The organism is Clostridiales bacterium, assembly GCA_015243575.1.
In the GTDB taxonomy this organism is placed as follows: domain Bacteria; phylum Bacillota; class Clostridia; order Peptostreptococcales; family Anaerovoracaceae; genus Anoxybacterium; species Anoxybacterium hadale.
Genome location: CP042469.1, coordinates 898,356 through 911,221, shown reverse-complemented (window position 1 = coordinate 911,221; position 12,866 = coordinate 898,356). Strand labels below are relative to the sequence as shown.

General features: G+C 44.5%; 12 protein-coding genes. All 12 read right to left on the bottom strand.

The window, feature by feature from the left end:
* Positions 1-54: 54 nt before the first annotated feature.
* Positions 55-1,221 carry a transcription termination/antitermination protein NusA gene (gene nusA, locus FRZ06_03990; protein QOX62564.1) on the bottom strand — a complete coding sequence of 389 codons (1,167 nt, stop codon included), beginning with the start codon at positions 1,219-1,221 and terminating at the stop codon, positions 55-57.
* Positions 1,222-1,240: 19 nt separating this feature from the next.
* Positions 1,241-1,717 (bottom strand): ribosome maturation factor RimP, encoded by a 477-nt coding sequence (locus FRZ06_03985; GenBank protein QOX62563.1) that lies wholly within the window; start codon positions 1,715-1,717, stop codon positions 1,241-1,243.
* A 228-nt stretch (positions 1,718-1,945) separates the two neighbouring features.
* Positions 1,946-5,764, bottom strand: coding sequence for a PolC-type DNA polymerase III (locus FRZ06_03980; GenBank protein QOX62562.1), 3,819 nt, complete (start codon positions 5,762-5,764; stop codon positions 1,946-1,948).
* 83 nt (positions 5,765-5,847) lie between these two features.
* Positions 5,848-6,792 carry an SPFH/Band 7/PHB domain protein gene (locus FRZ06_03975; GenBank protein ID QOX62561.1) on the bottom strand — a complete coding sequence of 315 codons (945 nt, stop codon included), beginning with the start codon at positions 6,790-6,792 and terminating at the stop codon, positions 5,848-5,850.
* Positions 6,789-7,277 carry an NfeD family protein gene (locus FRZ06_03970; GenBank protein QOX62560.1) on the bottom strand — a complete coding sequence of 163 codons (489 nt, stop codon included), beginning with the start codon at positions 7,275-7,277 and terminating at the stop codon, positions 6,789-6,791. The genes FRZ06_03975 and FRZ06_03970 overlap by 4 nt, the downstream gene beginning before the upstream one ends.
* Positions 7,278-7,292: 15 nt before the next feature.
* Positions 7,293-8,366: a flavodoxin-dependent (E)-4-hydroxy-3-methylbut-2-enyl-diphosphate synthase gene (gene ispG / locus FRZ06_03965; protein ID QOX62559.1), complete on the bottom strand. Its 1,074-nt coding sequence runs from the start codon at positions 8,364-8,366 to the stop codon at positions 7,293-7,295.
* Entirely contained in the window at positions 8,363-9,361 is a 999-nt protein-coding gene (gene rseP, locus FRZ06_03960) for an RIP metalloprotease RseP (protein ID QOX62558.1), read from the bottom strand. Before rseP ends, ispG begins: the two co-directional genes overlap by 4 nt.
* Entirely contained in the window at positions 9,358-10,491 is a 1,134-nt protein-coding gene (locus FRZ06_03955; protein QOX62557.1) for a 1-deoxy-D-xylulose-5-phosphate reductoisomerase, read from the bottom strand. The genes rseP and FRZ06_03955 overlap by 4 nt, the downstream gene beginning before the upstream one ends.
* Positions 10,492-10,565: 74 nt before the next feature.
* A complete protein-coding gene (locus FRZ06_03950; protein ID QOX62556.1) occupies positions 10,566-11,363 on the bottom strand; it encodes a phosphatidate cytidylyltransferase in 798 nt (265 codons plus the stop codon).
* An 8-nt stretch (positions 11,364-11,371) separates the two neighbouring features.
* The gene (locus FRZ06_03945; protein ID QOX62555.1) at positions 11,372-12,082 is read right to left on the bottom strand and encodes an isoprenyl transferase; all 711 of its coding nucleotides are present in this window, start codon (positions 12,080-12,082) and stop codon (positions 11,372-11,374) included.
* Positions 12,079-12,294: a hypothetical protein gene (locus tag FRZ06_03940; GenBank protein ID QOX62554.1), complete on the bottom strand. Its 216-nt coding sequence runs from the start codon at positions 12,292-12,294 to the stop codon at positions 12,079-12,081. The genes FRZ06_03945 and FRZ06_03940 overlap by 4 nt, the downstream gene beginning before the upstream one ends.
* A 3-nt stretch (positions 12,295-12,297) precedes the next feature.
* On the bottom strand, positions 12,298-12,855 hold the full coding sequence (locus tag FRZ06_03935; protein QOX62553.1) for a ribosome recycling factor: 558 nt from the start codon (positions 12,853-12,855) through the stop codon (positions 12,298-12,300).
* Positions 12,856-12,866: the final 11 nt, after the last annotated feature.

Genomic DNA, 12,866 nt, shown 5'->3' with positions numbered 1-12,866 from the left:
TGCCTGCTACTTCAGACAAGTTTATTTTACCCGGGCTTTGGCTATGATTAAGACTTATTCCACTTCAACGATTTCGTAATCGTCATCTTCCAGAATCAGATCTTCTCCGGTTTCTTCCCATTCCTCATAACCATCTTCAGTCTCAAAACTCTCCAAATCGGCATTGTCGTCAAACTCGCTTTCATCGGGGAAGAATTGAGTATGGCTTTTAATATCAATTTTCCACCCGCACAGTTTGGCAGCCAATCTTACATTCTGCCCTTCCTTGCCGATGGCTAGAGATAATTGATAATCCGGTACGATAACGGTGGCTGATTTTCCTTCTTCGTTGACAATTACCTTCTCAACTTTAGCCGGGCTCAGCGCACTGCTGATGAGTTTTTCCGGATTTTCACTCCAATTGATAATATCTATTTTCTCACCAAAGAGTTCATCCACAATGGTCTGAACTCTGGTTCCTCTTGAACCAACACAAGCACCTACAGGATCTACATTTTCATCTGCCGTATAGACCGCCATCTTGGTTCTGGAACCAGCTTCTCTTGATATGCTCTTTATTTCAACAATTCCATCTTGTATTTCAGGAACCTCAAGTTCAAACAGTCTCTTTACAAGTCCCGGATGGGATCTGGAAAGATAGACCTGTGGCCCTTTTGTGGTCTTCTTTACATCCATGATGTAAACCTTGATTCTGCTGTTGATCAAATATTTCTCTCCGGGAACCTGCTCTGTGGCAGCCAGAATTCCTTCTGTTTTTCCCATATTGATAAACACAGTATCATTGCTTACTCTCTGAATAATTCCGTTCACAATCTCTGATTGCCGGTTGGAATAGTCGTCATAAATTAAGCCGCGTTCCGCTTCTCTGATTCGTTGTACTACAACCTGTTTCGCGGTTTGAGCGGCAATTCTTCCAAAGTCCCTGGGAGTGACCTGCTTTTCAATTACATCACCAACCTCGTATTTGGGATCGATCTCCCGGGCTTCCTCGATGGAAACCTCTACGAAGGGATCTCCCACCACCTCTACGATATCCTTTCTCATAAAGACATCAATATCACCGGTGTCTCTGTCAATATTTACTCTGACATTCTGAGAGGTTCCGTAGTTTTTCTTGTATGCAGACACAAGGGCAGATTCGATGGCTTCAATCAAAAGGTCTTTGGAGATTTCTTTTTCCTTTTCTAATTCCTCAACTGCCTTAATAAATTCTCTGTTCATTATGACTCAACTATCCTCCTTAAAACAATACAGCAAGCTTTGTCTTTGCCACTTTTTCCATTGGAATTTCAATTCTGGCTTCTTTTTCATCCAGAATAACCAAGTTCCCGTCCTGCAAGCCTTCCAGCTTACCAAAGAACGTCTTTTTACCATTGAAACCCTGATATAGGGTAATATCCACAAAACGGCCCGCATAGCGGACATAATCGCTGTCTTTAATCAGTGCCCGATCCATCCCCGGTGAGGAGACCTCCAGGTAATAATTTTGCTCAATTGGATCCAGGGAATCCAGCTTCTCACTGAGATATCTGCTTACCTTCTCGCAGTCATCCGTTCCGATGCCTTCGTCCGAATTCTCTGCCCGGTCAATATAGACCCTTAGGAACCAGTCCTTGCCTTCTTTTACGAATTCGACGTTGTACAGTTCGTATCCGTTCGTTTTTAGAAACTCTGACAATTCTTCCGTTATCAGTTCTTTAATCTTGTTTTTTGCCATTGTAACTCCTTTGAACGGACTGCTCCGTTCTCCCCTGAATTTGACGCCTTAACGCGTAATTTGTCTTTCTTTCTCTTCACAAAAGTGAAAGAGTGGGATTGCCCACTCTTTTGCATTTACAAGTCAAGTTTTCTACTACTTTTTTACAATAGCACAAAAACCTTGGTATTGCAAGCCTTTTCTAGAAAAAAGTAATCAAATTCACCTGAATTCAGCAGATATTGCTGATTAAAAAAGGCAAAGCTGATCCGATTCCGGAATGTCAGAAAGAACCCCGTGATTGGTCAATGCTTCGATGGCGGTTTTGTTTACTTTTGCCCTGTTTCGCATGTCATCTACGGAAATGAACGGCTTCTTTTCATATTCCGCGACGATGGACTTGGCTGCACTTTCTCCCACTCCAGAGAGTGCTACAAAGGGCAGCAGCGCTTTTCCATCCACCACAAGGAAGCGTGTTGCATGAGATTTACCAATTTCCGCCGGTGAAAATTCGTAGCCTCTGGAATACATCTCGTATGCGATTTCCAGAACGGTGACCTCATCTTCTTCCTTTTTTGTAGCATTTTTTCCTTTTGCCTCGATGAGCTCGATCTTATTCATGATGGCTCTGGCGCCTTTCAGTATGGTATCAGCGTCAAATTCACTCACCTTCGTTGTAAAGAGGACGCAGTAAAATTCTACCGGATGGTAGACCTTATAATAAGCGATTCGATAGGACATCATAACGTAGGCCACCGCATGGGCCTTAGGGAACATGTATTTGATCCTTCGACAGGATTCAATATACCATTCCGGAACGTTGTTCTCTGCCATCAGATCCGCTTCTTCCTGGGTGATGCCCTTTCCTTTTCTGACGTTTTCCATGATCTTGAATGCCGTTTTGTTCGGCAGACCTTTCAAAATCAGATAGTTCATGATGTCGTCTCGGGTGGAAATCGCATCCTTCATGGTGGCAAGACCGCTCTTGATAAACTCCTGCGCATTGTTAATCCATACATCGGTTCCGTGTGAAAAGCCGGAAATACGAACCAGATCAGCAAACATAGAAGGCTTTGTATCATCCAGCATCTGTCTAACAAACTTCGTACCGAATTCTGGGATACCATAACTCCCATGGGTAAATTTATAGTCAGGGTCCTTAATGTCAAGACCTTCAATTCCATTGAACAAGCTGTCTACCTTCGGGTCCTTCAATGGCACCAAAAGCGGATCCACACCCGTCATATCCTGAAGCTGCCGGATCATGGACGGTACGTCGTGGCCGAGGATATCAAGCTTCAGCAGGTTTTCATCGATCGAATGATAGTCAAAATGCGTTGTTATGATATCCGTTGTCATGTCGTTTGCCGGATGCTGAACGGGGCAGAATTCAAAGATTTCGTGGCCCCTGGGAACGATGATAATTCCTCCAGGATGCTGACCTGTGGTTCTTCGCACGCCGGTGCAGCATTCCGTCAATCGGTCTGCTTCCCATTTGTTCACCGGCTGCTGACGTTCTTCAAAGTACTTCATGACAAATCCATACGCAGTTTTTGATGCGACGGTGCCGATGGTTCCTGCACGGAATACGTTTTCTCTCCCAAAGATATCTTCCACATATTTATGGGCAACGGGCTGATATTCTCCCGCAAAATTCAAGTCGATATCGGGTTCCTTATCCCCTTCAAAGCCAAGAAACACTTCGAATGGAATACTGAAACCGTCCTTTTTATACAGGGTACCACATTTCGGACAGTTTTTATCCGGCATGTCAATACCGCAGTCATAGCTTCCATCGGTAATAAACTCTGAGTTTTTGCATTCCGAATTGGGGCATATGTAGTGGGGTGCCAGCGGATTTACCTCGGTGATTCCGCCCATGGTAGCTGCGAAAGAGGAGCCTACCGAGCCTCGGGAGCCTACCAGATATCCGTCGGAAAGAGATTTCTGTACCAGCATCTCCGCTGAGACGTACATGACGGCGTAACCGTTATTGATGATAGAATCCAGTTCTCGATCCAGACGTTTTTGGACCAGCTCCGGCAGCGGATTCCCGTAGATTCCCCACGCGGTTTCCATGCACCGCGTTCTGAGGCGATCTTCTGCTCCGTCAATCTTCGGCGGGAATTTCCCACTGGGAACAGGCACTACTTTTTCCACCATATCCGCGATCCTGTTGGTTGCTTCAATTACAACCTCTCTAGCAGTTTCCTCACCCAGATAATCAAATTCTTCCAGCATCTCCTGTGTGGTCCTCATATGGAGTCCTTTATCACCTTCGATGTCTTTAAATCCCTGCCCTGCCATTAGGATCTTTCTGTAAAGAGCTTCTTCGGGATTGGAATAATGTGCGTCGCAGGTAGCTGCTACGGTCTTTCCCAGCTTCCTACCAAGATCAATGATCTTTCGGTTGATATCCTTCAGCGCCTCTCGATCGGGAACGGTGCCGTTATCAATGAGAAACTGATTATTCACAAGAGGCTGGATTTCAAGATAATCATAGTACTCTGCGATTCGAACAATCTCTTCCTCTGATTTTTTATGCAGGATGCTCCGGTAAACCTCACCCGCTTCGCATGCTGATCCAATGATCAAGCCCTCTCTGTGGGCCGTTAGTACAGACTTGGGAATTCTGGGTCTCTTATAGAAATATTCCAGATGAGAGATCGAAACCAGCTTGTAAAGATTTTTCAATCCCTCCTGGGTTTGAGCGAGCAATATGATATGGTATGTATTTTTAGACTTATAGTCAATGGTTCCGTCTGCATCATTGGAGTCATCATAGAGATAACCCTCAAGGCCGAAGATCAGTTTGATATCCAGTTTCCCGTATTTCACGGTCTTTGCCGCATCTGGGAACGCTTGTACCACTCCGTGATCCGTGATGGCGATTGCCTTCTGACCCCACTTGGCGGCTGTTTTGATCATTCCGCCGATCTCATTCAGGCCGTCCATGGCACTCATCTTCGTGTGAGCATGAAGCTCTACACGCTTCTTTTCGCTGTGATCCTTCCGCCCTTCTTTTTCGGTTTTTTCAATATCCTTCCCCATGACGACCAGAATATTCTCAAAGGTGTCAAACTCTGCATTGCCGCGAATCTTGACGTAATCTCCAGATTTCAGATTCTCATCAATTTCCGTCCATTTTTCCTCAGAGCAAAAGAGCTTAACACACATGGAGGTGACTTTGTCAGTGACCAGAAGGGTAACCAGTTTCTTATTATTCTTTATGGTTCTGGACTCTTTACGAAATAGCATCCCCTCAATGGTGACCTGTCCGCTGTCCACGGTAATACTGGACATGGGGACTGGCGATTCATTGATATTCTTTCCCAGAATGCGGTTTCCCACCATGGGTTCTTCCTTTTCTCTCCGTTTCCATTTCTCCCCGCCCTTGTTAAAGCCGCCGCCGTTTCCGCCATTGCTTCCGGGTGATTTCCCACCGAAAGCACCGCCTGCTCCGTTTCCGCCAGAGCCGCCGGAACCGCCTGATGCGGCAGCCTGTTTCAGGGCTTTTGTGGCTTCTTCCAGCTCCTTTTCAGCCTGCAAAGCACGTTCCTTTGCGGTTTCCTTATAATTGTCCTTGTGATTTTCAAACACCACACTCGTTACGATTCCAAAATCCCGCTTGAGGTACTGCTCAAAATGATGGGCAACCTTGTCGTTGAGTTCACTTACAGCCACTGCACCAAGCGCCATAATCGTGAGCTGTCCCCCTTCAATCTGGAACTCCTTTGGAAAGATCGTCTTTGTGATGGCGGCATAGCTGCCATTGATTTCATGGATCATATGCTCAATGTAATGCTTGAGGATCTCCTGTTCGCTCAGAATCACATTCTCATAGATGAAATTGAGCTTCACACCGTTCAATCCCGGAATCTGACTTCTTACCAGATCACTGATACGCTCAGCATCCGAAAATGGTATTACAAAATTAAGCTGTATATCCAGAGAAAGGACAGCCGTTTCTTTCGAAACAACTGCCTTTCCAATGGAAAAGATATAGCTTTCTTTGGGATGCTTGCCGATTTTATTCCAGTTGATTGTGTTTTCTATTAACGATTTCAATGATAGCCTCCGTAAATGCCTCGTTCTATTTTTTTCTTGCCAATCGAGAAATTTTCTCGACCTTCTTTGCACCTTTCATTCAATCAGCGTTCCTTAGAATCCTCTTTTATGAGTTCTGTCAGAGAGGACGCAAGACCCGCAAGGCCCTGTATTTCCGACGGAATAATGATCTTTGTTGCTTTTCCGTCCGCAGCCTTACCAAAGGCCTCCAGACTCTTCAGCGCAATTACAGGCTGAGTGGGGCTGGATTCCACAAGCATCTTAATTCCGTCTGCAGTTGCCTGCTGCACCAGCAAAATTGCCTGAGCATGACCCTCAGCTTCTCTGATTTGCGCTTCTTTCTTTGCTTCTGCCGAAAGAATCGTTGCTTCCTTATTTGCCTGTGCATTTAAAATCTGAGATTGTTTATTTCCCTCAGCAATTAATATGGCCGACGTTTTTTCTCCCTCAGCCCTCAGGATAGCTTCTCGCCGTTCTCTTTCCGCTCTCATCTGCTTTTCCATGGCCTGCTGAATATCTCTTGGCGGAACAATATTTTTAACTTCAACCCGGTTAATCTTAATGCCCCATGGGTCGGTGGCTTCATCAAGCACAAGGCGGATCTTGGTATTGATATGCTCTCTGCTTGTTAATGATTCATCCAGCTCCAGATCACCAATGATGTTTCTCAGCGTCGTAGCCGTCAGATTTTCAATAGCTGACATAGGATTTTCTACGCCATATGCGTAAAGCTTTGGATCAGTGATCTGAAAATAGATCACCGTATCAATTTCCATGGTAACATTATCTTTTGTGATTACTGGCTGAGGGGGAAAGTCTATGACATGCTCCTTTAATGAAACCTTTCGAGAGATTTTATCAATGAGCGGAATTTTTATATGCAGTCCCACCTGCCAGGTGACGTGATAAGCTCCCAGTCTCTCCACCACATAGGCTCTTGCCTGAGGCACAATCCTGATATTGGTCACTACAAGAAAGATAGCAATAGCGATCAACAGAAAAATGGTTAAAACAGGAACAATATTCATTTTTCTTCTCCTTTCACTTTCTCAACAACAAGTTTTACGCCTTCAACCCGAACAACGATTGCCAGCTCATTTTTCTCCAGAATTTCGCTTTCCTGCTCGGTCACCGCTGTCCATACGAGACCGTTCAGTCTTGCCTGTCCTGGATGATACGGTTTTATGGTCTCCATCACGAGCGCTGTCTTTCCGATCAATTGTTCAATGTTGTTTTTTTCATGACCGACCTTCAGCCGCTTTTCTGCAAGAGGCCTTGTAAAGTAAAGCAGGATGACGGATACAATCAGAAAAACTGCCACCTGAAGGATTAAGGGTCCTCCAATCAACGCGATGATACAAGCTGCAACGCCTCCCACTGTAAACCAAATTGTCGTCAGTCCCATGGTTAAGCCTTCAATGACAGCAAAAATCACCGCGATCATGACCCAGATCAACGGCTGTGACATTTCAAGTCCCGGAATCATTCCCATACCCCCTTTCTTCGGAAACACTGAATTTATTTTATCCTAAACCAATATTTTTTCTTCTTCTATATACAGGATTAATTCTTTTGCAATATCTTCCTCTGGCACAGTTTTTATGATGTTTCCGTCCTTAAAAATCAGTCCCTTGCCTTTGCCGCACGCAACTCCAAAATCCGCTTCTCGAGCCTCTCCTGGCCCATTCACTTCGCAGCCCATTACTGCAACGGTAAAGGATGGGATTTGCTTCTCTTTCATTTTATCTTCAATGGGCTTCAGTGCCGTTTCGACATCCGACGTGATCTTCGCCAAATCGACTCCGCATCGTCCGCAGGTCGGGCAGGATACAAACCTTATGGAACTGCTTCTCAAATCCAGTGCCTTCAATATTTCTATAGCAAAGAGTACCTCATTTACCGGATCACCCGTTAGGGAAACCCGGACGGTGTCTCCGATTCCATCCAGCAGCAATGCACCGATGCCTAAAGCGGATTTTGCCTTTCCGCTTTCCAGCGTTCCTGCTTCGGTGATTCCGATATGAAGGGGATAGTCTGTTTTCTCATGGATGATTTTATGCGCTGCGTAGTTCAGCCTGACATCCGAGGCTTTCAAGGACAAGATGAGATCGGAAAATCCCATTTCTTCAACCAAGACTGCATTCCTGAGTGCACTTTCAGCAAGTCCTTCTGCTGTAACTCCGCCGTATTGTTCCAGAATGTCTTTTTCAAGGGAACCGGAATTTACTCCGATCCGAATGGGAATCTCACGTTCCTTGGCTGCATCAACAACAGCCTTAACCCTGTCTCTGCTGCCAATATTGCCCGGGTTGATTCTTACCTTATCCGCTCCATTTTTGATTGCTTCCAAAGCCAGACGATAGTCAAAATGGATATCTGCTACGAGGGGTATCCCTACTTTTTTTTTAATTTCACCGAACGCTTCTGCCGCTTCCATATCAGGGATGGCACAACGCACGATATCACAGCCTGCACTGACAAGTTTTTGAATCTGTTCTACAGTGGCTGTGATATTTCTAGTATCCGTATTTGTCATGGACTGAATGGAAACGGGAGCGCCTCCTCCGATGAGGATGCCCCCGCAGTTAATCTGTCTGCTCATAAGAAAAACCTTCCTATGTCCTGATAGGTAATATAAATCATCAAGCCAAACAATAGGATCAGTCCTATAAAGTGAATTCTTCCTTCGGTTTCATCCGTTACCGCTTTACCGGTAAAGAGTCTGATTACCATAAATAGGAGTCTTCCTCCATCGAGTGCAGGGAACGGAAGCATATTGACGATGGCAAGATTCAGACTGATGAGTGCTGTAAGCTGTGCAAGATAAAGCATTCCGAGTTTTGCAGAATCCCCCACCATATAAACGATCCCCACAGGACCAGTCAATGACTTGGTTGAGACCTCACCCGTAAAGAGCTGGCCGATGACCTCTACCATTTTGACTCCCATTTCTACCGTGCTGGAAGCTCCGAATATCAACGCCTTACCCGGGTTTTTCGTATACTCGGGTCCAATTCCAATCATTCTTCTGCCTTCATCAGATTTGACGACCCCAACGGAAAATGTCTGCATCGATCCGTCTCTTTCTATAATGACGCGGAGAGTATCAGCGGTACTCTTTCCGATGGTGTTGGTGATATCCTCCCATTCTTTGATCTTCGTATTTTCTATTTGTACAATCCTGTCGCCGGGCAGCAGTCCTGCTTGGGCTGCCGGAAGATCAGGTGATAAATCCTTGATAATATTGGTGGGCATTCCTACTGATAAGAAAACCATCGAAATAATCACAATGGCAAGAAGCAGGTTCATCACAGACCCAGCTACCACTACCAGCGCTTTCGCCAGAAAGGATTTGTTGTTAAAGGCGGCAGAATCATTGGATTCTTCATCCTCGCCCTCCATCTTACAATAACCGCCAATAGGAAGTGCCCTCAGCGAATATTCCGTATCCCCTTTTTTAAAATGGAACAGAAGCGGTCCCATGCCTAGTGCAAATTCATTAACCCGTATCCCCACCGCTTTTGCCGATAAGAAATGTCCCAGCTCGTGAATGAAAATTAACAGACAAAAAATTAACAACGCATATATGATCATCATAATTTTAAATCCCCCCTGATTTTCTGATCAATATCCAATATATCCTCTAAACCGGGATGATATACCGGTTTGTGTTCTTCCAATACCCTCTCAATCGTCTTTTGTATGTCCAAAAATCTGATACGGCCCTCAAGGAACCATTGTACCAATACTTCATTTGCCGCATTTAAAACCACTGGATAGCTTCCACCTGCGCGAATTGCTTCGTAGGCAAGGGATAGGCATCGAAAGGTTTCCATATCCGGCTTTTCAAAATTAAGTTCGCCCGTTTCTAAGAAATTTATTCCCTGATACTCATTTTTGATCCGCTCAGGATAAGTCAGCGCATAGCTGACAGGAATTCTCATATCTGGAACACCAAGCTGAGCAATGATAGAATGATCACAGTATTCCACCATGGAATGAATGATGCTCTGTGGGTGAACCACAACTTCAATCATGTCTACAGGAACATTAAAAAGCCATCTGGCCTCAATTACTTCTAGCCCCTTGTTCATCAGGGTTGCCGAATCGATGGTAATTTTGCTTCCCATACTCCATTTCGGATGTTTTAGTGCCTGGGCCAGCGTCACTTTTTCAAGCTGCTCTAACTGATATCCACGAAATGGACCACCTGAAGCAGTCAGTATAATCCGATTTAATGCTTTGGCATCATTCCCCTGTAATGCTTGAAAGATCGCACTATGTTCGCTGTCCACCGGCAGAAGCTGTACATTGTTTTTCTTAACAGCATCCATAATCACTTCGCCACCGGCTACCAAGGTTTCCTTATTAGCAAAAGCAATATCTTTGCCTGCCTCAATCGCACAATACGTAGGCAGCAGCCCCATCATACCGCTGAGAGAATTTACAACCGTATCGCTGTCACTTTTTGAGGCAGCAGCAATCAGACCTTCCATACCATACAAAAACTCTGTCCCGGGAAATTCTCTTCCCAAATCCATTGCGTCATCTTCGAAGGACACAACAGCAAGCTGCGGCTGGTGCTTTCTGATTTGTTCTCTTAGCAGTTCTACGTTGGCTCCACAGGAAAGGACAGTCACTGTAAACCTGTCCGGATTACTCTCTATAAAATCCAAAGTCTGAGTTCCAACGGATCCGGTGGACCCCAGAATGGCTATTTTTTTCATAAATTCCTCCAAAGATTTGGGTTATGTATCTGCACTGCTTTTATCCCGCTCCCCAAAACGAATGATTATTTAAATTAAAGTACGGATTGTGATATAACCAGTACGATATAATAATAAACCATAGGTGCCGTGAAGAGCACGCTGTCAAAGCGATCCAGTATACCGCCGTGACCGGGAATCAGGTTCCCAAAGTCTTTAATACCCATTTTTCTCTTGAATATAGATGCAGTAAGATCTCCTAGTTGAGAAATGATACCACCCAGAATACCGATGATAATACAATGAATGAATAGCTGCGGTATGACAAAGTATCCGAATATTCCGCAGAACAAAACACTGCCAACGATCCCTCCAACGGAGCCCTCTATGGTTTTTTTCGGGCTGATTTTGGGAGCAAGCTTGTGTCTGCCAAAAGCATAGCCTGCAAAGTAAGCCATGGAATCCGTACCAAAAGCGGTAATAAAGATCAACCAGACCAGAATACCATATTCACCGGTTTGGTCCACCAACGTGACGTGGAAGGACAAAAATACCACGTAAAAGATGCCTGTCAAAGTCGCCATTGCATCATTCAGTTCCCGGTTCTCAATATTGAACAGATAAATCAGGCTCAATATAACCACCGCAAAAAGCCAAAACATATAGTAATGGATTTCATCCGGAGCAAATAAATTGACGGCATATAGACCTAATATACTGAGATTTGCTACTCGATAAGAGGGTTTGATGTTGATTTTCTCAAAACCCTGATAGAATTCTCTGACCCCCATTACCCCAATAATAAAACAGGCAATCAGCAGCGGTCTTCCCCCAAAGACCACTAGTGTCAATAGCGGCAGCATGATCACTGCCGATAAAATTCGCGTTTTCATTGAGTATTTCACCTGCCCCCGAACCGTCTCTTGCGGCTCTGATAGATTTCTATGGCCTTCTCAAACTCATTACGGTTAAAATCTGGCCACAGTACATCTGTAAATACGAATTCGCTGTAAGCGCATTGCCATAAAAGATAGTTACTCAATCTTATTTCACCGCTTGTTCTTAATATGATGTCCGGATCAGGTATACCGGCGGTATACAGGTTTTCCGAAATCTTATCTTCGGTGATTTCTTCTGCTTTTAAGGTTCCATTTTCGATTTGTGCAGCCAATTTCTTTACAGATCTGAGAATTTCATCTCTTCCCCCATAATTCAATGCGATGTTAAACTGCAAGCCAGAATTGTTCCTCGTCGTTTCCAATGATCGCTCCAGGCTTTTTACCGCATCTTTAGGCAGCTGCTCATAATCTCCCAAAATATTTACTCTCACATTGTTTTCATGCAACTCTCTGAGTTCTTTTTCGATGTAAATAATGATCAGCTTGAAGATTCCGCTGACCTCCTCCACGGACCGCTTCCAGTTTTCTGTAGAAAACGCATAAACAGTCAAATGTTTTAGCCCCAGTGAAGATGAAGCTTTGACTATTTCCTTTAAAGCAAGCATTCCCGCATTATGTCCTGCCATACGCGGCAGATTTTTTCCCTGAGCCCAACGACCGTTACCATCCATAATAACAGCAACATGCGCTGGCATTCTATTTAAATCAATCATATCCTGCACACCGTCAAAATTATGTTTTGCTGTTCCTTAAGCAGGCTCTCACCTCTGTCAGGAAGCTTGATTCGAATCACACGGAATTCTCCGCTGTCCAATTCTTTCCTAGGCGGTTTTGTCTCCGCAATAATAAAAGCTAGCCCTTCTGACTCCAGAAGGGCCGCTGCATCATGAAGCTCCATACCTAAAACGTCAGGAAATTCATTCAATGGCTAGACCTCCATGATTTCCTTTTCTTTATCTACAACGATCTGATCGATGTCTTTAATGCATTTGTCAATCTTTTTCTGAACTTCATCCAGAGACTTCTTCAAATCATCCTCGGTAATTTCACCGGCTTTTTCCTGTTTCTTCAGTTCGTCGTTCGCATCGCGTCTTTCGTTTCTGATGGCGACCTTGGAATCTTCACCGTATTTCTTTACCACTTTAATGAGGTCTTTTCTTCTTTCTTCTGTAACAGGCGGTATCACAAGTCGGATCACCTTACCGTCATTGGATGGATTGATTCCCAGATTTGCGACATTGATCGCTTTCTCAATATCGTGAATGCACTTTGGATCAAATGGAGAGATCATCAAAGTTCTTGGATCCGGTACGGATATATTTGAAAGGTTTTTCAGAGGCGAGGGACTCCCGTAATATTCCACAACGATCTTGTCCAAAAGTGCCGGATTTGCTCTGCCCGCTCTGACGGTATTTAATTCTTCTTTTAATACTGATATACTCTTCTTCATTTTGTCGTCAAGATTTTTTTGTACATCAACACTCATAATTTCATCCT